Raw genomic sequence first — 20,097 nt, 5'->3', positions numbered from 1 at the left:
AAGTTCATCGGCTCCGACGAGCAGTGGGAGGCCGCCACCGACGTCCTGCGCCGCACCGCCGAGTCCTTCGGCGTCGACCTCGTCGAGGACCCCGGAGGCGCCGCGTTCTACGGGCCGAAGATCTCCGTGCAGGCGCGCGACGCCATCGGCCGGACCTGGCAGATGTCGACCATCCAGTACGACTTCAACCAGCCGCACCGGTTCGGGCTGGAGTACCAGGCGGCGGACGGCTCCCGCCAGGAGCCGGTGATGATCCACTCGGCGAAGTTCGGGTCCATCGAGCGCTTCATCGGGGTCCTCGTCGAGCACTACGCCGGCGCGTTCCCCCCGTGGCTCTCGCCGGTGCAGGCGCTCGGCGTCCCGGTGGCCGAGGAGTTCGTCCCGTACCTGTCCCAAGTCGGCGAGAAGCTGCGGGCCGCGGGGCTGCGCTTCGAGCTGGACACCTCCGACGACCGCTTCCCCAAGAAGATCCGCAACGCGAGCAAGGCCAAGGTGCCGTTCGTCCTCATCGCCGGTGGGGAGGACCGGGACGCGGGCGCGGTGTCGTTCCGCTACCGGGACGGGAGCCAGAAGAACGGCGTGCCCGTGGACGAGGCCGTCGCCGAGATCGCCGCGGCCGTCGCGGACCGGCGCCAGGTCTGACTGCGCCTCCGGGGCCGGAACCCCGGTCCCGGGGCGGTCGTCGCGGCGCGGTCCCGCATGGCGGGACGCGTGGTCCACAGGTCGGGCGACGGTCACGCGCGTCACACGACACGCCGACGACACGCCGCCGTCGGCGGACGCGACGGGAAGAGGTCCCGCCGCCCCCTTGCCAGCACGAGGCGCAGAGGACTAGACATGACCCACTCCACCACCGAGGTGGTGGAGGGACCGAGACGGAAGAGGCCGCCAGGCCCCGCGGTTTCGCCGCGAGGAGCCACCCGGTGATGCGGGTGGCGGCGACCGGACCCCGACTCGCGAGACGCGGAGCATCACGCCACGTCGCCGAGGCCCCGGGCACTCATACTGCCCGGGGCCTCACCATGTCACCGACCGTTCTCGACCGCCGGGCCCGGTGTCCCGCACCGGGGTCCGCGAAACGGAGCCCGCCATGGCCGGACGGATGAAGAAGAAGCTGTACGAGCGCGAGCTGCGCCGCCTGCAGGCCGAGCTCGTCGAGCTGCAGGCGTGGGTGCAGGCCACGGGCGCGCGGATCGTCGTCGTCTTCGAGGGCCGCGACGCCGCCGGCAAGGGCTCGACCATCAAGCGCGTCACCGAGTACCTGAACCCCCGCGTCGCGCGGATCGTGGCCCTGCCGGCGCCGACCGAGCGAGAACGCTCGCAGTGGTACTTCCAGCGCTACGTCCCGCACCTGCCGGCCGCCGGCGAGATCGTCCTGCTCGACCGGTCCTGGTACAACCGCGCCGGCGTCGAGCGGGTCATGGGCTACTGCACCGAGGAGCAGTACGAGCGCTTCCTGCGGCAGGCGCCGACCTACGAGCGGATGCTCGTCGAGGACGGGATCATCCTCTTGAAGTACTGGTTCAGCGTCTCCGACACCGAGCAAGAGAAGCGGTTCCGCTCGCGGGCCGAGGACCCGATGCGCCGCTGGAAGCTCAGCCCCAACGACGTCGCCTCGATCACGCGGTGGGAGGACTACTCGCGGGCCAAGGACGCGATGTTCGTCCACACCGACATCCCCGAGGCCCCGTGGTTCGAGGTCGAGTCCGACGACAAGCGCCGCAGCCGGGTGAACATGATCCACCACCTGCTGGGCCAGGTGCCGTGGGAACGGGTCGACCGCCCGGTCGTCGAGGTCCCGCCGCGGCCCGAGCCCACCGGGTACGAGCGCCCGCCGCGCGACGTCTCGAACGTCGTCCCCGACCACGCCGCCCGCCTCGAGGCCGACGCGCGCGGCTGACCCCCACCTCCGGGGGTCGCCCGGGCACGGCACCGCGCCGCGGACGTGCTGCGCGGCGCCCGGTCCATCCGTCATGCTGGGCGCGTGGAGACGACGCGGGCGCTGCGGGTGCGCGAGGCCGCGCCCACCGACGCCTTCTCGGTCGCCGCCCTCCACCTCCAGGACGACCGCGAGCGCGGGCGCGCGGTGCCGGCCGGCTACCTCGACACGCTGGCCGACGCCTGGCTGCGGGACCGCTCGCGGCGGACCTGGCTGGCCGAGGAGCCGTCCGGCCGCCCGCTCGGCACCGTTCACGGCAGCCGGGTGCCGCTGCTGCCGACCGTCCGTGAGCCCGCCGGCGCCCGCCTCGACGTCGACTTCCTCTACGTGACCGCGGACGCCCGGGGCGAGGGGATCGGTGAGCGGCTGCTGCGCACCCTGCTCGACCGGGCCCGGGCCGACGGCGTCCGCACGGTCCGGATGCCCGCGGCCCCCGCCGCCCGGGCCCTCTACACCCGGCTGGGGTTCGCGCCGCCGGCCGAGCGGGTCGTCGAGCTCGTCCTGGGCTGAACCGCCGTCGACCGGCCGGCGCCGGGGCCCACGGCACCGGCTGGCTAGGGTGACGCGCATGCCCGACACCCCCTCCCGCGGCGTCCTCGTCACCGGTTCCTCGCGCGGCGTCGGCGCCGCCGTGGCGCGCGCCTTCGCCGCCCGCGGCGACCGGGTCGTCGTCCACCACCGCAGCGCCGACACCGCCGACCGGGCCGAGGAGGTCCTGGCCTCGCTGCCCGGACCCGGGCACGCGCGCCTGGCCGCCGACCTCGCCGACCCCGACGCGGTCGCCCGGCTCGCGGACGCCGCGGTCGACGTCCTCGGCCGGGTCGACGTCCTCGTCAACAACGCCGCGATGATCGTGCCGCCCGGGTCCTCCGGCAGCCGCCGCGGCGACCACCCGCTGGACGGGACGACGTACGAGGACTGGGTGGCGGTGTGGCAGCGGACGCTGGCGACGAACCTCCTGGGCCCGGCCCACCTCACGTGGTGCGTCGCCCGGCACATGATCGACGTGCCGCCCGCGGGCGGGCTGCCGGCCGGCCGGGTCGTCAACGTCGGGTCGCGCGGGGCCTACCGCGGCGAGCCGGAGATCCCGGCCTACGGCGCGAGCAAGGCCGGTCTGCACTCCTTCGGGCAGTCGATGGCCCAGCACCTCGGCCGGCACGGCATCGCGGTGACGAGCGTCGCGCCCGGGTTCGTGCGCACCGAGATGGCCGGGTACGCCCTCGCCGACCCGGACGCGGCCGCCGCCACCCGCGCGCAGAGCCCCTTCGGGCGGGTCGCCGAGGCGGAGGAGGTCGCGGCCGCCGTCCTCGCCCTCGCGAGCCCGCAGGCCGAGTGGGCCTCCGGTGCGGTGCTCGACCTCAACGGGGCCAGCCACCTGCGGTGACACGCTCGCCCGGCCGCGTCGAGGGGGCGCGTCCCGGCGACGGGCCCGACGGCACGCCGCCCGCGGGCCCACCTAGGATCGGGGCATGGCGCAGCTCGAGGACCCCGCCGACTTCACCGGTGAGCCCGACGGCTTCGAGCGGCTGTGGACGCCGCACCGGATGGCCTACATCGAGGGCGACCGGCCCGACCCCGACGGCGGCGAGGGCTGCCCGTTCTGCGCGGCCCCCGGCAAGGACGACGCCGACGGCCTCGTCGTGCACCGCGGCGAGCACGGCTACGTCGTCCTCAACCTCTTCCCGTACAACCCCGGCCACCTGCTCGTCTGCCCCTACCGGCACGTCGCGCTGTACGTCGACCTCACCGACGACGAGACGGCCGAGTTCACGGCGCTGACCAAGGCCGCCGTCCGGGCCCTGGAGGCGGCGTCCGCGCCGATGGGCTTCAACCTCGGGATGAACCAGGGGGCGGTCGCCGGTGCCGGGGTCGCCGCCCACCTGCACCAGCACGTCGTGCCGCGCTGGGGCGGGGACAGCAACTTCCTGCCCATCGTCGCGCGGACCAAGGCGCTGCCGGTGCTCCTCGAGGACGTGCGTGGCCGGCTCGTCGAGCACTGGCCCGCCTGACCGGTGCAGACCTTCCTCCCCCACGCCGACTTCCGCGCCAGCGCGCGCGTCCTCGACGACAAGCGCCTGGGCAAGCAGCGCGTCGAGACCCTCCAGATCGTCCGGGCGCTCACCGTGCCCGGCTACGGGTGGGCGAACCACCCGGCGGTCCTCATGTGGCGCGGGCACCTCGAGGCGCTCGGGCGGTACGGGCTGACGATGTGCGAGGAGTGGGTCGGGCGCGGGCACGCCGACACCTGCGCGGAGACGATCGTCGCAGACCTCGCCGTTGCCGGGGTCGGGCGCATCCGCGCCTACCGCGACCTCGCGGCGGCGGGCGGGCTGCCGCCCTGGCTCCTGGACCGGGACCTGCGGCTCAGCCACCGCTCCGCCCTCGTGCGCAAGGACCCCGACCACTACGGGCCGCTCTTCCCGGACGTCCCGGACGACCTGCCCTACGTGTGGCCGGTGCGCTCCGAGGCCGCCGTCGCGCGCGAGCGGCGCGCCGCCGAGCGCGCCGCGACCGCGAAGACCCGCCGCCCCTGACCCACCGCCCGCGCCGACCGGGTCACGCCACGGGCCGTCCGGCGGCCCCGGTGGCTCCCGGCGTGCGGCGTGGTCCCGGTCAGCCGAGGAGGGCGGCGACGATCCCGGCGACCCGCTCGGGACGCAGGTCGAGGGTGGCCCGGCCCACGGCGAGCTCGACCCGGACCCGGTGCGGGTCGCCGGTCGGACGGGCGGCCGCCCAGGTCCACACCCCCTCGTCCTCCGCGAGCCGGCGGGCGCGCTCCGCGAACCGGTCCGCCGTGGTGTCCAGCAGCAGGTGCATCATCGGCGACTGCGGCACCTCGGGGACGACGGTGACGCCGGGGAGGTCGGACAGCGCGGCGGCGACGGCCCGGGCGTGCTCGAGGCGGTGCGGCATCTCGGCGAGCCGGTCGGGGAGCAGGGCGAGGGCGGAGGCGGCGGCCGGCCAGAGCCCGTACAGCGTCCCGCCGAGCCGGCGCCGCCACTCGCGGACCTCCTCGACGACGGGGCGCGGACCGACGACGGCGCACCCGGCCAGCGCGCCGACGCCCTTGTAGAACGAGACGTACGCCGTGTCGAAGAGGGCGGCGACCTCGCGCGGGTGCCGCCCGTAGCCGGCCGAGGCCTCCCACAGCCGGGCCCCGTCGAGGTGCACCGCCGCCCCCCGCTCCCGCGCCCACCCGACCTGGGCGACGAGGTCGTCCCACGGCGGCTGCTGCCCGCCGAGGTCCCGCTGCGGCAGCTCGAGCAGGAGGGCGGCGGGCGGCTCGGCGACGGCCCCGAGGTCGGCCAGCGTGACGAGCCGGTCCGGCTCGCCGACCGGGCGGCCGACGAGGTCGTGGAGGCGGGCGTGCGCCTGCAGCTCGTGCCGCTCCAGGTGGCACAGCGGGTGCCAGAGGACGGTCCGCCGGGCGCGGGCGTCGGCGTGGACCCGCAGCGTCGCGGCCTGGGCCATCGTCCCGCTGGGGAGGAAGACCCCGGCCTCGTGGCCGAGGAGGTCGGCGACATGGGCCTCGAGCTCGGCGACGACCCCGCCCTCGCCGTAGACGTCGGGCACGGTGTCGGCCGGGACGCTCGCCAGGAGCGTCGCGGGGGGAACGTACCCGTCGGCGTGGAGGAAGGTGTGGCAGGCGGCCCGCCGGGCCAGGGTCTCCGCGTCCATCCGCCGATCGTGCCCCACGAGGGACCGGCGCGGCGCGGGGGCCGGGTGCGGACGGGCGCGGGGCGCTCTCCCCACTACGCTGGCGCCACCATGCTCAACCGTTACGCGCGCGCGTTCTTCACGAGGATCCTCACGCCGGTCGCCTCGTTCTTCATCCGGCTCGGGATCAGCCCCGACGTCGTGACGATCATCGGCACCCTCGGCGTGGCGGTCGGCGCGCTGGCGTTCTACCCGCGCGGCGAGTTCCTCGTCGGCACCCTCGTCATCACCGCGTTCGTCTTCTCCGACACCGTCGACGGGATCATGGCGCGGCGCCTGGACCGCTCGAGCAGCTGGGGCGCCTACCTCGACTCCACGCTGGACCGGGTGGGCGACGCCGCGATCTTCGGCGGCCTCGTGCTCTGGTACGCCGGTGACGGCGGCAACGCCTACATGGCGGCCCTCGCCCTGGCCTGCCTCATCCTCGGCAGCGTCGTCTCCTACGCCAAGGCCCGCGCCGAGGGCCTCGGGATGACCGCCGACGTCGGCATCGCCGAGCGCGCCGACCGGCTCGTCGCCGTCCTCGTGGCCACCGGGCTCACCGGCCTGTTCGGCATCCCCACGGTCTTCCTGGGCGTCGTGCTCGTCCTGCTCGCCGTCGCGAGCCTCGTCACCGTCGTCCAGCGCATGCTCACCGTGCGACGGCAGGCCCTGGCCGCGGCGTGAGTGGGCTGCCGTCGTCGGTCGCCGACGCGCTGACCCTGGCCGGGCACCGGGCCGGCTGGGCCGCCGTCCGCCGGATGCCCGAACGCGCGGCCTACCGGCTCTTCGACGCGGCCGCCGCCGTCACCGTCGCGCGTGGCGGGGCGCGCCGGATGCGGGCCAACTACGCGCGGGTCCGGCCCGAGCTCGACGACGCCCGCCTGGACGCCCTCGTCCGCGAGGGCATGCGCAGCTACCTGCGCTACTACTGCGAGGCCTTCCGGCTGCCCGTCCTCACCCCCGCCGACCTCGCCGCCCGGGTGCGCACCGAGGGGGACGCGCCGGTCCGGGCCGTGCTCGAGGAGGGCGGCTCGGTCGTCTGCTTCCTCGGCCACACCGGCAACTGGGACCTGGCCGGCGCCTGGTGCGGGCTGCACCTCGGCCCGGTGACGACCGTCGCCGAGCGGCTCGAGCCCGAGGAGGTGTTCGCGGAGTTCCTGCGCTTCCGTGAGGGCCTCGGCATGACCATCCTCCCGCTCACCGGAGGCCCGGCCGTCTTCCCCGCGCTGCGCGAGGCGGCCCGGCGGCGGGGCGTCATCCCGCTGCTCGCCGACCGCGACCTCACCCACCACGGCGTCACCGTCGACCTCTGCGGACGGCCCGCGCGGATGGCCCCCGGCCCGGCCGCCCTCGCCCTCGCCGAGCGGCGGCCGCTCTTCCCGGTGACCATCCGCCACGAGCGGCGCGGGCGCGGCTGGGGCATCGTCGTCACGTTCCACCCGCAGGTCCCCGTGCCGGAGACGGGCGCCACCCGCGAGAAGGTCCTCGCCATGACCCAGGCCTGCGCCGACGCCCTCGGCGCCGCGGTGACGGCGCACACCGCGGACTGGCACATGCTCCAGCGGGTGTTCGCCGAGGACCTGGACCCGGCCCGGACCCCGGCGGGCGCGGGGGAGGGGGCGGCATGAGGATCGGGATGGTCTGCCCGTACTCCTTCGACGTGCCCGGCGGGGTGCAGTTCCACGTCCGCGACCTCGCCGAGGTCTTCCTCGCCGAGGGGCACGAGGTCTCCGTCCTCGCCCCCGCCGACGAGGACGCCGACCTGCCGCCCTACCTCGTCTCCTGCGGGCGCGCGGTCCCGGTGCGCTACAACGGCTCCGTCGCCCGGCTGACCTTCGGGCCGGTGACGTCCTCCCGGGTCACCCGCTGGCTCGAGACCGGCGGGTTCGACGTCGTCCACCTCCACGAGCCGGTCACCCCGTCGGTCTCCCTCATGGCCCTGTGGGCCGCCGAGGAGCCGGTGGTCGCCACCTTCCACACCTCGACCGTCCGCTCCCGCGCGATGCACGCCGCGAGCCCGCTGCTGCGGCCGTCGCTGGAGAAGATCCGTGCGCGGATCGCGGTGTCCGAGGACGCGGCGAGCACGGTGCACCGCCACCTCGGAGGCGACACCTACGTCGTGCCCAACGGCGTCCACGTCGACCGCTTCGCGACCGCGCCGCTGCGGCCGGACTGGCAGGGCAGCCCCGAGCGCCCGACGCTGGCCTTCCTCGGCCGGGTCGACGAGCCGCGCAAGGGCCTCGACGTGCTGCTGCGCGCCCTGCCGGCCGTCCTCGACGCCCGGCCCGGGACGCGCCTGCTCGTCGCCGGCCCCGGCGACCCCGACCCGCTCCTGCGGCACGCCGACCCCCGCGCCGCCGCCGCCACCGAGGTCCTCGGCGCCGTGAGCGACGACGACAAGCAGTCGCTGCTGCGCTCGGTCGACGCCTACGTCGCCCCGCACCTCGGCGGCGAGAGCTTCGGCATCGTCCTCGTCGAGGCCATGGCCGCCGGGGCGCCGGTGGTCGCCTCGGACCTCGCCGCGTTCGCGCGGGTGCTCGACGGCGGGCGCACCGGCGTCCTCCACGCGGCCGGGCACGCCGGGTCGCTGGCCGACGCCCTCGTCCGGGTCCTCGCGGACGACGCGCTGCGCATGTCGCTGCGGGCCGCCGGCGGGGAGCGGGCCCGGGTCTTCGACTGGCGGCCGGTGTCCCGGCAGGTCATGGCCGTCTACGAGACCGTCCTCGAAGGCGTGCGGGCCGACCTCGCCGAGTCCCCCCGCGGCCTGTGGGGCCGGCTGGTCCGCGGGGCGCCCGAGGGCGGGCCGACGTGAGCCCGCTCGACATCGACGTCCTCCAGGTGACGACCTTCGTCGTCATCGCCCTCATCGCCGTCGCCTGGTACCTCTCCTACGCCGCGGCCCGCCTGGACCGGCTGCACGCGAAGGTCGAGGGCGCGATGTCGGCGCTGGACGCCCAGCTCGTCCGGCGCGCCGAGGCCACCCTCGAGCTCGCGAACAGCGGCGCCCTGGACCCCGCCACCGCGCTGCTGCTGGCCGACGCCGCCACCGACTCCGTCGAGCGGACGACCGAGCACCCGCTGGCCGAGGACCTGCTCGACGGGCAGCACTTCGGCGGCCGCGAGCAGGTCGAGAGCACCCTCACCGAGGTGCTCGGCCTCACCCTGACCCCGGAGGTCCTCGCCCGCCTGCGGGCGCAGGACGACGAGCTCGTCGAGGACTCCGTCGAGCGCATCGCCGCCAGCGCGCTGCGGGTGCGGATGGCCCGGCGCTTCCACAACGACGCGGTCCGCGAGGTCCGCCGGGTGCGGGCGAAGTGGGCGGTCCGGGTCTTCCGGCTCGCCGGCCACGCCGCCCTGCCCGAGCGGGTCGAGTTCGACGACGACCTGCCGCCCGCCCTCGCCCGCTGAGCCGGCGGGCCGCGGTCCGGAGCACCCGCGCGACGGACCTAGAATCGGGCGCATGACCGAGCACCAGACCCCTCCCACCACCGGAACCGGCACGACCCGCGTCAAGCGCCGGATGGCCGACATGCTCAAGGGCGGCGTCATCATGGACGTCGTCACCGCCGAGCAGGCGCGGATCGCCGAGGACGCCGGCGCGGTGGCCGTCATGGCCCTCGAGCGCGTGCCCGCCGACATCCGGGCCCAGGGCGGGGTGTCGCGGATGAGCGACCCCGACATGATCGACTCGATCATCGAGGCCGTCTCCATCCCGGTCATGGCCAAGGCCCGCATCGGCCACTTCGTCGAGGCCCAGGTGCTCCAGAGCCTCGGGGTCGACTACGTCGACGAGTCCGAGGTGCTCACCCCGGCCGACTACGCCAACCACATCGACAAGTGGCAGTTCACCGTGCCCTTCGTCTGCGGCGCGACCAACCTCGGCGAGGCGCTGCGCCGGATCACCGAGGGCGCGGCGATGATCCGCTCCAAGGGCGAGGCCGGCACCGGCGACGTGTCGAACGCGACGACCCACATGCGCAAGATGCGCGGCGAGATCAACCGCCTGCGCTCGATGAGCCCGGACGAGGTCTACGTGGCGGCCAAGGAGCTGCAGGCGCCCTACGACCTCGTCAAGGAGGTCGCCGACACCGGCCGCCTGCCGGTCGTGCTCTTCACCGCCGGCGGCATCGCCACCCCGGCCGACGCGGCGATGATGATGCAGCTCGGCGCCGAGGGCGTCTTCGTCGGGTCCGGCATCTTCAAGTCCGGCAACCCGGCGCAGCGGGCCGAGGCCATCGTCCAGGCGACGACCTTCCACGACGACCCCGACGTCATCGCCAAGGTCTCGCGCGGGCTCGGCGAGGCCATGGTCGGCATCAACGTCGACGACATCCCCGAGCCTCACCGCCTCGCCGAGCGCGGCTGGTAGAGCCCGCGGGGCCGGCCGGCGGGCCACCCGGCGGACGCCGGGTCGTCCGTTCGGCTCGACCGGCGCCGCCGATCACCCGGTCGGGTGTGGAAATACCGGGACGTCCCCCGCGGGGCGTCCCTAGCGTGCGATCACCGCTTTTCCACGCCCGGAGAGGAATTTCGGTGGCCGTGTCCGATGCCCTTGCCATGCCCCCCGCCCCCACACCGCAGACCTCTGACCCTGCGGCCGTGGCCCTCGCCGACCTGCGGGTCGGTCCCGCCCACGACGTCTTCTCGACCCTCGCCGGCCTCGCGGCCGGAGGGGCCGAGGCCCCCGTCGGGGTGCTCTCGCTCGGCGAGAGCGACCTCGTCCGCTGCCGCGCCCGCCGCGGCACCGGCGTCCACGTCCCCGTCGGCGGCACACCCCGCCTGCGGGACGTCCTCGCCCACCTCGCCGCCACGGTGCAGCGCCTCACCCTCGTCGACCTCGGCGACATCGAGTGGGCGGCCGACGCCGGCGACCCGCAGCTGTGCGGCATCGCCGCCCTCGCCGTCGTCCCCGTCCGCCAGGCCGGCCGCGTCGTCGGTGTCGTCGGCGCCGCCGACACCCTGAGCCGGCCGTGGTCGACCGACGAGCTCGCCCACCTCGCAGAGGTCGCGACCGTCGTCGAGCACGAGCTCGCCACCCGCGCCCGGGTCTCGCTCGCCGAGCGGGTCACCCGCGGCTGGGACACCGTCGCCACCGGCATCGACGGGACGAGCCACGCCGTCTCGACGCTGCTCCACGAGGTGGACGGCACCCCCGACGTCGGCCTGCGGGCCCGCGGGGCCCTCGTCCGCGGCAGCGTCGACGCGCTCACCGAGGACGTCCTGCGGCTCGAGAACGTCCTCGCCCCCGGCCGGGACGCCCTCGCCGACCTCTCGCCCACCGACCTGCGGGTCGGGGTCACCGCCGCCGTCCGCGCCGTCGCCGCGACCCCCACCGGGGTCCGGGTCCGGCCGCGACTGCACCCCGAGCCCGTCCCCGTCCTCGCCGAGGACGCCGGGGTCCGCGCCGGCGTCGTCGCCCTGCTCCACGCCGTGACCCTCGCCGAGGGCGAGGAGGACGTCGTCGTGAGCCTTCGGCTCGTCCCCGGGTCGGCGGAGGACGTGCGGGGCGGGCCGTCGGCCCGGCTCGTCGTCGACGCGCCCGGCCGCCGCTGCGACGTCGCCACCCTCACCGCCGCGGTGGGCCGCTTCGAGTCCACCGTCCGCCGGCCCGGAGGGGCGCCGGGGGGCGAGCCGCCGAGCCTGCTCGTGTCCGGCGGCGTCGTCATGGTCCGCGGACGGACCGTGCGCGCCCGGTGCGACGAGCTCGGCGTGCGGTTCCTCACCGCCTGGGGGGTCGACGTCGGATGACCGGGTCGCTGCTCCACGGGCTCGTGGCCCTCGCGCTCCTCGGGGCCCTGCTCGTCGCCGCCCAGCTGCGCTGGTCCGCGCGGAAGGAGCCCGCCGATGGACGCGGTCTCGACTGAGCGGACCTGGCGCGCGTCGCACGCCGCCGCCCACCTCGTCGCCACCGCCGCGCTCGTCCTGGCCCTCGGGGTCCTCGCCGGCCGCGACACCCACCGGGTGGCGCTCGTCGTCGCGGTCGTCACGCTGCTCGTCGGCGCCGGGGCCGCGGTGCTCGACGGGCTGCTCGGGATCGTCGTCGGGCTCGTCGGCGCCGTGGTCGTCGTCCTCGCCCACCGCTGGTGGGGCGGCTGGGACGTCGTCCACGTCGTCGAGGTGCTCCTCGTCGTGGGCCTGGGCTGGTCCTCGGGGCTCACCGGCGCCTTCGTGCGGCGCACCGCGCGGCACCTGTCGACCCCGCCGCACGGGGCCGTCGCCCCGAGCCTGCACACCCTCGGCCTGCTGGACGCCGCCACCGCCCGGATGCGCATCGACGAGGAGCTGGCCCGGCGCGCGGTCGCCGACCGGCCGCTCAGCGTCGTGCTGCTGCACGTCGAGCACCTCGGCGAGGAGCCGGGGGAGGCCCCGGGCGAGGAGCGCCGGCGCCGGGTGACCAAGGCCCTGGCCCGGGCGCTGGAGGCCTCGACGCGCCCCGCGGACGTCCCCTTCGCCCTCACCGACGAGGTGCTCGGCGTCGTCCTGCCCGACACCGCCGAGAGCCACGCCTGGCACGTCCTCGGCCGGGTCGTCGAGGACGCGCTCGGCACCGGTTTCGCCGACCGCGAGGCCGGCACCCGGCGGCGGCTCGGCGAGGTCGTGGCGCTGCACTCGGTGCTCGTCGCGGCCGACGACTCCACCCGCACCGCGGACCACCTGCTCGGCCGGGGCCGGGCGCGGGCCGAGGCGCAGGCCCGCGGGGCGGCCGCGTGAGCCCGACCACGGTCGTCCCGCTCGGGGTGCTCCTCACCCTCGTCCTGCTCACCGTCGCGTACTGGCGGCGCTCCATCCGGGCCCACGACGCACGCATCGACCAGCTGGACGTGCGCATCCACGTCAACGGCATCCGCGGCAAGTCCACCGTCACCCGGCTCGTGGCCGCCGTCCTGCGCGAGGGCAGCTACGTCGCCCTGGCCAAGACGACCGGCAGCGCCGCGCGGGTCATCCTGCCCACGGGGGAGGAGCGCGCCATCACCCGGCGGGGCGCCGCGACGATCAACGAGCAGCTCGACGTCGTCGCCGAGCACGTCCTGCCCGAGGTCGACGCCCTCGTCGTCGAGTGCATGGCCGTGCGGCCGCTCTACCAGCGCTACAGCCAGGACTTCATGATCCGGTCCGACGTCACGATCATCACGAACGTCCGCCTGGACCACCAGGAGGAGATGGGCGAGACGCTCGAGGAGATCGCCGACTCGCTGTGCAACACCGTGCCCTGGAACGGCGTGCTCGTCACCGCCGAGGACCGTCCGCACCTGCGCGAGCGGCTGCGTGCAGCGGCCGAGGCGCGGGGGTCGCGGTTCGTGTACGCCGACCCCGCCGGCGTCCTCGACGAGGACATGACCGGCTTCGACTACATCCAGTTCAAGGAGAACGTCGCCGTCGGGCTGGCCATCGCCGAGCTGCTCGGCATCCCGCGGACCCGGGCGGTCGAGGGGATGTGGAAGTCGGTGCCGGACGTCGGCGTCGTGCGGCTGCGCAGCTACGACATCCGCGGCAAGGAGGTGCTGTGGGTGCCGCTCTTCGCCGCGAACGACCGTGAGAGCGTCATCTTCACCTTCGAGAACCTCGTCGGCCAGTTCCCGCCCGGGGCGCCGGTCGTCGGCATCCTCAACAACCGCTCCGACCGCGGCCGCCGGGCCGAGCTCTTCGCGCACATGGTGCCCGACGACCTCGAGCGCTACCTCGACCACGTCATCACCTTCGGCGCGTACGAGGACACCGTCATCCCGACGATGGTCGAGCGCGGCTACGGCGCCGACCGCATCCACCGCCTCGGCGACACCGTCGGCCCCTCCCTCGACGACATCCTCGACACCGTCGCCCGCCTCGTGCCGGGGGAGCGCGGCGTCCTCGTCGGCATGGTGAACATCCACACCGACCAGGCCGAGCTGCTCATCGAGCACTTCCACGAGCTCGCCGGCAGCGACCACGTCGACGAGATCGAGGCCTCGCGGCAGTGGGAGCGCGCCCCCCGCGCCCTCACCCGGATGCGCTCGGCCGCCCAGCGGGCCCTCGTGGCCGAGGTGGTCCGGGCGTGACGTTCACCCCGGAGGTCATGCGCATCACGCTCGTCGTCGGTGTCATCCTCGGCATGCTCTTCTACGAGCGCTTCCAGCTGACCACCGGCGGCGCCATCGTCCCGCCGTACCTGGCCCTGGCCGTCTCCAGCCCGCTGTCGGTCCTGGTCACCCTCACCTCCGGCTACCTCACCTACCTCGTCGTCGCGCGGGTCGTCTCGCGGCGGGTCATCCTCTACGGACGGCGCAAGTTCGAGGTGGAGCTCGTCGTCGGGCTCGGCTTCGTCCTCCTCTTCACCGGGCTCGCGGCGCTCCTCGGGCGGCTGGACCCGGCCTTCGCCGCGCTCGCCGGCGTCGGCTTCCTCGTGCCCGGCCTCATCGCCCACGACATGTCCCGCCAGCAGCCGAAGCGCACCCTGCTGGCCATCGGGGTCACCGCCGTCGGCCTCTTCCTCTTCGCCGTCGTCCTCGACGCCGTGTTCGAGGTCGTCGCGCCGCCGCACGAGGGCGCCGTCGGCGACCTGTCCTCGACCACCGGGTTCCCGCCGGGGATGCTCGTCGTCGCCGTCACCGCGAGCGTGCTCGTCGGCATCCTCGCCTTCTCCCGGTTCGGGGTCCGCTCGGGCGGCTTCATCACCGGCGCCTACGTCGCCCTCGTGAGCACCCGCTGGTACGACCTCGTCTTCATCGCGGTCGTCGCCGTGCTCACCTGGGTGGTCGTCGTGCACGTGATGATGCCGCGGCTACTCGTCTTCGGCCGGCGCAAGCTCGCGACGATGCTGCTCGTCGGCGCCGTCATCGGCTGGACCCTCGAGGGGCTGGTCGTCGAGCGCACCGGTGGCTCCTACGTGCCGATGCTCGGCATGACCATCGCGACGCTCATGGTCCCCGCGCTCGTGGCCAACGACGCCCAGCGCCAGGGGTGGGAGCGCACCGCCTGGGGCGTCGCCATCAGCGCGACCGGCGTCGTCGCCGTGGCCAACCTCGTGTTCTCCGGGCTCGGCTGGGCCGGGGTGACGGCGTGAGCGCGCTGCGGCTCACCGGTGTCGTCGCCGCCTGCGCGCTCGCCGTCGCCGGCCTCACCCAGCTCGACGCGGGCGCCCAGGACGGCCCCGCCCGCCCCGCGTCCGGGCTCGTCGTCGACGACACCGGCGCCCCGGTGGCCGGGGCCACCGTCCGACTCGGCGACGCCACCGTCCGCACCGGCGCCGACGGCCGGTTCCGGGCACCCGCGGACGCCGCGGCCGTGGCCGACGTGAGGAGCCCCGGGCACCTCGCGCGGGCCCAGGTGCTCGAGCCCGGCGTGCCGACCCGGGTCGTCCTCACCCGCCGGGGCGAGGGCGCGGTCTCGCTCCGCTTCGGCGGCGACGCGATGATGGGCCGCCGCTTCTTCACCTCCCGCGACGGCGCGCCGCCACTCCTGGCCCCGAACGCCACCCCCGCGGACCACGCGGCAGTGCTCTCGGCGGTCCGGCCCCTCCTCGCCGACTCCGACCTCACCGTCGTCAACCTCGAGACCCCGCTCGTCGCGGACCCCGTCGTCGAGCGCGGCGGCCGCCGGGTGCGCGGGTTCCACCCGACCAAGGACCTCGTCATCGCCTCCTCGACCGCGATGGCGGAAGGGCTGCGTCTCGCCGGTGTCGACGTCGTCTCGCTCGGCAACAACCACGCCGCGGACGCCCTCGGCCCCGGGGTCGACAGCACCGTCCGGGCCCTCGACGCCGCCGGCATCGCCCACTTCGGCGCCGGCGACACCCCGGAGCAGGCGTGGGCGCCGGCGGTGGTCGAGCGCCGCGGCACCAGGGTCGCGTTCCTCGGCTGCACGACGGTGACCGGCGCGCAGCACGCCGTGCCCTACGTGGCGACGGCGACCGACCCCGGGGCGGCGGCCTGCGAGGCCGGGCGCCTCGACCGGGCGGTCCGCGACGCCCGGTCCCGCGCCGACGTCGTCGTCGTGATGATCCACGGCGACGTCGAGTACGTCCGCACCCAGACCCCGGCCGTCCGGCGGCTCGCCCGGGTCGCGGCCGACGCCGGGTCCACCCTCGTCGTCGCCGGCCACCCGCACGTCGTCGGCGGGCTCACGACGACCGGCGACGCGGTCTTCGCCGAGAGCATGGGCAACATCGTCTTCGACCAGGAGCTGTGGGACACCCTGCCCACCTACCTGGCCCGCGTCGACGTCCGCGGGGGCCGTCCGGTGGCGGTCGGCGCCGACCCGGTGCTCGTCGACGGCTACCGCCCGCGCCCGGCCGTCGGCGGGCTCGCCGACGCCGTGGCGCGGATCGCCGCCGGCACCGTCCCGGGCCCGGCCCGCCTCGACGCCGGGGGTGCCCGTCTGGACCCCGGGGCCGACACCGTGCCGCTGACGACGACCGCCGAGCTCGAGGCCCGCACCCCCGCCCGCCTCGCGCCCGGCTGGTGGCTGCCGAGCCAGCCCGGGGTGCGCGGCGGCTTCGACGTCCTCTTCGGCACCGGGGACTTCGGCGCCGTCGCCGTCGGCCGCGACGGCGGCGCGGACCGGCTCTGGCTCGTCGACGAGGGCGACGACGCCGACACCGGTGCCGACCGGCTGTGGGACCTCGGCCGCTACGCCCGCATCACCCCGGCCGCCGCGTGCACGACCGGGGAGGACGAGGCGGCGCCGCGCGGCCTCGAGCTCGCCCGGTCGCCGCTCAGCACGCGCGACGTCATCGCCACCATCGAGCACCGTGCCCCGGTCCGCCCCGGCCAGGAGCTGTCGCTGCTCGCGGACGTCCGGCGGGCCAGCACCGGCGCCCGTCTCGAGGTGCGGTGGTACCGGGCGATGAGCGGGGGCAGCAGCTCGACGAGCGAGCTCGTCGTACCCGAGGTCGCCCGCGACTCCGGCGACTGCGCACCGGTGCGGCTCGACCTCGTCGTGCCGGACGGTGTCGTCGCGGCCCAGGTGTTCGCCCGGGTGCAGGCCCCGCACGGGGGGCAGACGCTGCGCTACCTCGGGGTCGACGACGTGCGGCTCGTCGCCTGGGACGAGAACGGGCGCGGCGGTCGGCGCTTCGACACCGTCGAGTCGGCCCTCGGCGGGCCGACGCTGCTCTCCCGGGACGACGCCGACGTCGGCGGCGACGCGCCGCTCAGGTGACGGTGGCGCGGGTGGCGTGCTCCGGCCGCTCGTGCTCGCCGGCGGCGAGGACGTCGCGCAGCTGCTCCGCGGCCCGCAGCACGTCGGTGTGGGCGAGGTACATCGGCGCGAACCCCAGCCGGACGACGTCGGGCTCGCGAAAGTCGCCGACGACGCCCCGGGCGACGAGGGCCTGGACGACCCCGTAGGCGCCGGGGTGGCGCAGGCTGACCTGCGAGCCACGGCGGGCCGGGTCGCGCGGCGTCACGACCTCGGCGTCCGGGACGAGCGCGTCGAGGCAGTCGAGGAAGAAGCCGGTGAGCGACAGCGACCGGGCCCGCAGGTCGGCGACGCCCACCCCGTCGTAGGCGCCGAGGGCGGCCTCGAGGGAGAGCATCGACAGCAGCGGCGGGGTGCCGACCCGTCCGCGGGAGACGCCGGGCGCGGGCACGTAGTCGGTCGCCATCGTGAAGGGGGCCGCGTGGCCGTTCCACCCGGCGAGCGGCTGGTCGAAGTCGTCCTGGTGGCGGGTGGCGACGTACAGGTACGCCGGCGCGCCGGGGCCGCCGTTGAGGTACTTGTAGCCGCAGCCGACGGCGAGGTCGGCCCCGTGCGCGTCGAGCCCCACGTCGAGCACGCCCGCGGAGTGGCACAGGTCCCAGCAGGCGAGCGCACCGACGGCGTGCGCGGCGGCGGTGACGGCCGGGAGGTCCCACAGCTCGCCGGTGCGGTAGTCGACCGAGCTGTAGGAGACCAGCGCCAGCTCCTCGCCGAGCGCGGCCGCGCGGTCGGGGACGTCGCCGGGCGCCACGTGCTCGACGACGAGCCCGGCGTCGCGGGCCGCGGCCGCGGTGACGTAGAGGTCGGTGGGGAAGGAGGCGGGGTCGGTGAGGACGACGCGCCGGCCCGGCCGCATCCGGGCGGCGGCGACGACCGCCTTGTAGAGGTTCACGGTCGTGGAGTCGGTGCACACGACCTGGCCCGGGGCCGCGCCGACGAGCGCGCCGATCGCGTCGCCGACCCGGGTCGGGGCGCCCCACCAGTCCGCCTCGTTCCAGCTGGCGATGAGCCGCTCGCCCCACTGCCGCCGCACGACGTCGGCGACGACCTCCGGGACGGCGGCGGGCAGGGCTCCGAGGGAGTTGCCGTCGAGGTAGACCAGCCCCTCCGGCAGCCGGAAGCGGTCGCGCAGGTCGGTGTCCGCGTGCTCGGCGTCGAGCGCCACGGCCCGGTCGGTGAGGTCGGCCATGGGCACGACCGTAACGTCAGGCGGTGACGCCCGGTGGCTCGGCCGGCAGCGTCATGAGCAGCATCGACCCGTGCTCCGGCCGCAGCCACTCCGGGTGGGCCTCGCCGACCACCTGCCAGCCCCGCCGACGGTAGAGGCGGGCGGCGGCGGAGTGGGCGTCGACGACGTCGAGCACCGGCCGCAGCCCGAGCGCGCGGATCCGGTCGACGGCGGTGTCGAGCAGCCGACCGCCGATGCCGCGCCCGGCCACCCGCGGGTCGACGAAGAGGACGCTGAGGGCGGCGAGCCGGTCCACGGGCTCGCCGGTGGCGGCCACCCAGCCGTCGGCCTCCCAGCCCGGGCGCGGGGTGATGACCGAGGCGTGGCCGACGACCCGGCCGCCGGTCTCGGCGACCCAGGCCCCGAGCTCGCCCGGGCGCACGATGAACTCCTCGACCGGGAAGGGCAGCGGCCAGCGCACCGGGTAGCGGGAGGCACCTTGCTGGGCCGCGAGGATCCGGGCCAGCTCCGGCAGGTCGTCGGCGCGCCGGTCGCGCACGAGGAGGTCGTCGTCCACGCCGGGAGCGTACGTCCGGACCGGCCGGGGCCGGCGGGCGCGGCCCTCGTAGCATCGGCCGCGTGAGCACCCCGACCGTCGGCGTCCTCGCCCTCCAGGGCGACGTGCGCGAGCACCTCGAGGCGCTGGCCGAGCACGGCGCCCGTCCCGTCACCGTCCGCCGCCCCCGCGAGCTCGCCGAGGTCGACGGGCTCGTCGTCCCCGGGGGCGAGTCGAGCACGATGGACAAGCTCGTGCGCGCGTTCGACCTCCAGGGGCCGCTGCGCGAGCGGATCGCCGACGGGCTGCCGGTCTACGGCTCGTGCGCGGGGATGATCCTGCTCGCCGACCGCCTCGTCGACCGGGCTCCCGGTCAGGAGACCCTCGGGGGCATGGACGTCCTCGTCCGCCGCAACGCCTTCGGCCGCCAGGTCGACTCCTTCGAGAGCGACCTGCACGTCCGCGAGCTCGGCGGCGAGCCGCTGCGGGCGGTGTTCATCCGAGCGCCGTGGATCGAGGAGGCGGGCCCCGACGTGCAGGTCCTGGCGCGGGTCGAGTCCGGTCCCGCCGAGGGCAGGGTCGTCGCCGCGCGGCAGGGCCGGCTGCTCGCCACGAGCTTCCACCCCGAGGTCACCGGTGACCACCGGGTGCACGCGTACTTCGTCGACCTCGTCCGCCGGGGCTGAGCCCGGGCCGAGGAGGCGCGTCCCCACCCGCCCCTAGGATGGAGGGTCGGAACCCGGACACTGCGTACGAGGGAGCGTTCATGAGCGGCCACTCCAAGTGGGCGACCACCAAGCACAAGAAGGCGGCGATCGACGCCAAGCGCGGCAAGCTGTTCGCCAAGCTCATCAAGAACATCGAGGTGGCCGCGCGCACCGGCGGCGGCGACCCCACCGGCAACCCGACGCTGTACGACGCCATCCAGAAGGCGAAGAAGTCCTCGGTCCCGAACAGCAACATCGACAACGCGGTCAAGCGCGGCTCCGGCGCCACCGCCGGCGGGGCCGACTGGGAGACGATCACCTACGAGGGCTACGCGCCCGGCGGCGTCGCCATCCTCATCGAGTGCCTCACCGACAACCGCAACCGGGCGGCGGCCGAGGTCCGCACCGCCCTCACCCGCAACGGCGGCCAGCTGGCCGACCCCGGCTCGGTCTCCTACGTCTTCGACCGGCGCGGCGTCGTCATGGTGCCGAAGTCGGAGAAGACCGAGGACGAGCTCCTCGAGATCGTCCTCGAGGCCGGCGCCGAGGAGATCAACGACCACGGCGAGGCCTGGCAGGTCGTCTCCGAGGCGAGCGACTTCGTCGCGGTGCGCACGGCGCTGCAGGAGGCGGGGGTCGACTACGACTCCGCCGAGGCCGCCTGGGTGCCGAACCTCCAGGTGCCGCTGGACGCCGACGGCGCGAAGAAGATGATCCGCGTCGTCGAGGCGCTCGAGGACTCCGACGACGTCCAGGACGTCTACGCCAACGGCGACATCCCCGACGACGTCCTCGCCGAGCTCGACGAGGACTGAGCGCGCCGCCGGACGCGTGTCGCTCCGGTCGGGCCCGC

The 20,097-nt window shown here is 75.7% G+C and carries 21 protein-coding genes; 18 read left to right on the top strand and 3 right to left on the bottom strand.

Features of this window, described 5'->3' with window-relative positions; all coding sequences use genetic code 11:
• The 6 genes from EPD83_RS10620 to EPD83_RS10595 all read left to right on the top strand — a co-directional run.
• Nucleotides 1-642: threonine--tRNA ligase (locus tag EPD83_RS10620; RefSeq protein WP_235950491.1), on the top strand; the 642-nt coding region annotated here is incomplete at its 5' end.
• A gap of 448 nt (nucleotides 643-1,090) precedes the next feature.
• Nucleotides 1,091-1,900, top strand: a complete 810-nt coding sequence (ppk2, locus tag EPD83_RS10615; protein ID WP_235950490.1) for a polyphosphate kinase 2 — start codon at nucleotides 1,091-1,093, stop codon at nucleotides 1,898-1,900.
• An 84-nt stretch (nucleotides 1,901-1,984) separates the two neighbouring features.
• Entirely contained in the window at nucleotides 1,985-2,449 is a 465-nt protein-coding gene (locus EPD83_RS10610) for a GNAT family N-acetyltransferase (protein WP_164896725.1), read from the top strand.
• Between the two features lie 58 nt (nucleotides 2,450-2,507).
• Complete coding sequence (locus tag EPD83_RS10605) at nucleotides 2,508-3,323, top strand: SDR family NAD(P)-dependent oxidoreductase (RefSeq protein ID WP_165566569.1); 816 nt, start codon at nucleotides 2,508-2,510, stop codon at nucleotides 3,321-3,323.
• 85 nt (nucleotides 3,324-3,408) lie between these two features.
• A complete protein-coding gene (locus tag EPD83_RS10600) occupies nucleotides 3,409-3,948 on the top strand; it encodes an HIT family protein (RefSeq protein ID WP_128366415.1) in 540 nt (179 codons plus the stop codon).
• A gap of 3 nt (nucleotides 3,949-3,951) precedes the next feature.
• Nucleotides 3,952-4,473: an MSMEG_6728 family protein gene (locus EPD83_RS10595; protein ID WP_128366416.1), complete on the top strand. Its 522-nt coding sequence runs from the start codon at nucleotides 3,952-3,954 to the stop codon at nucleotides 4,471-4,473.
• A 79-nt stretch (nucleotides 4,474-4,552) separates the two neighbouring features.
• Here the strand turns inward: EPD83_RS10595 and EPD83_RS10590 are convergent, their stop codons facing one another.
• Nucleotides 4,553-5,617 (bottom strand): threonine aldolase family protein, encoded by a 1,065-nt coding sequence (locus EPD83_RS10590; RefSeq protein ID WP_128366417.1) that lies wholly within the window; start codon nucleotides 5,615-5,617, stop codon nucleotides 4,553-4,555.
• Nucleotides 5,618-5,707: 90 nt separating this feature from the next.
• Between EPD83_RS10590 and pgsA the strand changes: the two genes are divergently transcribed.
• The 10 genes from pgsA to EPD83_RS10540 all read left to right on the top strand — a co-directional run bounded on the left by pgsA (nucleotide 5,708) and on the right by EPD83_RS10540 (nucleotide 16,774).
• Nucleotides 5,708-6,322, top strand: coding sequence for a phosphatidylinositol phosphate synthase (gene pgsA / locus EPD83_RS10585; RefSeq protein ID WP_128366418.1), 615 nt, complete (start codon nucleotides 5,708-5,710; stop codon nucleotides 6,320-6,322).
• Nucleotides 6,319-7,266: a phosphatidylinositol mannoside acyltransferase gene (locus EPD83_RS10580; RefSeq protein WP_235950489.1), complete on the top strand. Its 948-nt coding sequence runs from the start codon at nucleotides 6,319-6,321 to the stop codon at nucleotides 7,264-7,266. The genes pgsA and EPD83_RS10580 overlap by 4 nt, the downstream gene beginning before the upstream one ends.
• Nucleotides 7,263-8,450, top strand: coding sequence for a glycosyltransferase family 4 protein (locus tag EPD83_RS10575; protein ID WP_128366419.1), 1,188 nt, complete (start codon nucleotides 7,263-7,265; stop codon nucleotides 8,448-8,450). The genes EPD83_RS10580 and EPD83_RS10575 overlap by 4 nt, the downstream gene beginning before the upstream one ends.
• Entirely contained in the window at nucleotides 8,447-9,046 is a 600-nt protein-coding gene (locus EPD83_RS10570) for a hypothetical protein (protein ID WP_235950488.1), read from the top strand. Before EPD83_RS10575 ends, EPD83_RS10570 begins: the two co-directional genes overlap by 4 nt.
• Nucleotides 9,047-9,098: 52 nt before the next feature.
• Nucleotides 9,099-10,007, top strand: coding sequence for a pyridoxal 5'-phosphate synthase lyase subunit PdxS (pdxS, locus tag EPD83_RS10565; protein WP_128366420.1), 909 nt, complete (start codon nucleotides 9,099-9,101; stop codon nucleotides 10,005-10,007).
• Nucleotides 10,008-10,237: 230 nt separating this feature from the next.
• Entirely contained in the window at nucleotides 10,238-11,386 is a 1,149-nt protein-coding gene (locus tag EPD83_RS10560; protein ID WP_165566568.1) for a GAF domain-containing protein, read from the top strand.
• Between the two features lie 96 nt (nucleotides 11,387-11,482).
• On the top strand, nucleotides 11,483-12,349 hold the full coding sequence (locus EPD83_RS10555) for a hypothetical protein (RefSeq protein WP_164896387.1): 867 nt from the start codon (nucleotides 11,483-11,485) through the stop codon (nucleotides 12,347-12,349).
• Nucleotides 12,346-13,674 carry a poly-gamma-glutamate synthase PgsB gene (gene pgsB / locus EPD83_RS10550; protein ID WP_164896389.1) on the top strand — a complete coding sequence of 443 codons (1,329 nt, stop codon included), beginning with the start codon at nucleotides 12,346-12,348 and terminating at the stop codon, nucleotides 13,672-13,674. The genes EPD83_RS10555 and pgsB overlap by 4 nt, the downstream gene beginning before the upstream one ends.
• Nucleotides 13,671-14,678 carry a poly-gamma-glutamate biosynthesis protein PgsC/CapC gene (locus EPD83_RS10545; RefSeq protein ID WP_128366728.1) on the top strand — a complete coding sequence of 336 codons (1,008 nt, stop codon included), beginning with the start codon at nucleotides 13,671-13,673 and terminating at the stop codon, nucleotides 14,676-14,678. Before pgsB ends, EPD83_RS10545 begins: the two co-directional genes overlap by 4 nt.
• Nucleotides 14,675-16,774: a CapA family protein gene (locus EPD83_RS10540; protein ID WP_128366729.1), complete on the top strand. Its 2,100-nt coding sequence runs from the start codon at nucleotides 14,675-14,677 to the stop codon at nucleotides 16,772-16,774. The genes EPD83_RS10545 and EPD83_RS10540 overlap by 4 nt, the downstream gene beginning before the upstream one ends.
• Here the strand turns inward: EPD83_RS10540 and kynU are convergent.
• Both kynU and EPD83_RS10530 read right to left on the bottom strand, forming a co-directional pair.
• Nucleotides 16,767-18,002: a kynureninase gene (gene kynU, locus EPD83_RS10535; protein WP_128367144.1), complete on the bottom strand. Its 1,236-nt coding sequence runs from the start codon at nucleotides 18,000-18,002 to the stop codon at nucleotides 16,767-16,769. The two genes, EPD83_RS10540 and kynU, sit on opposite strands and share 8 nt — an antisense overlap.
• A 16-nt stretch (nucleotides 18,003-18,018) precedes the next feature.
• Nucleotides 18,019-18,558 carry a GNAT family N-acetyltransferase gene (locus EPD83_RS10530; RefSeq protein ID WP_235950487.1) on the bottom strand — a complete coding sequence of 180 codons (540 nt, stop codon included), beginning with the start codon at nucleotides 18,556-18,558 and terminating at the stop codon, nucleotides 18,019-18,021.
• Between the two features lie 62 nt (nucleotides 18,559-18,620).
• On the opposite strand from EPD83_RS10530, the gene pdxT reads away from it, so the two are divergent.
• Together pdxT and EPD83_RS10520 are read left to right on the top strand one after the other, a co-directional pair.
• A complete protein-coding gene (pdxT, locus tag EPD83_RS10525) occupies nucleotides 18,621-19,223 on the top strand; it encodes a pyridoxal 5'-phosphate synthase glutaminase subunit PdxT (protein WP_128367143.1) in 603 nt (200 codons plus the stop codon).
• An 80-nt stretch (nucleotides 19,224-19,303) separates the two neighbouring features.
• A complete protein-coding gene (locus EPD83_RS10520; protein ID WP_128367142.1) occupies nucleotides 19,304-20,059 on the top strand; it encodes a YebC/PmpR family DNA-binding transcriptional regulator in 756 nt (251 codons plus the stop codon).
• Nucleotides 20,060-20,097 lie beyond the last annotated feature (38 nt).

This window comes from Phycicoccus flavus, from assembly GCF_004025965.2.
GTDB classification, from domain to species: Bacteria; Actinomycetota; Actinomycetes; order Actinomycetales; family Dermatophilaceae; genus Phycicoccus; species Phycicoccus flavus.
Note: the sequence above shows the minus strand (reverse complement) of the source record. Positions and strands in the feature narration are given on the sequence as shown.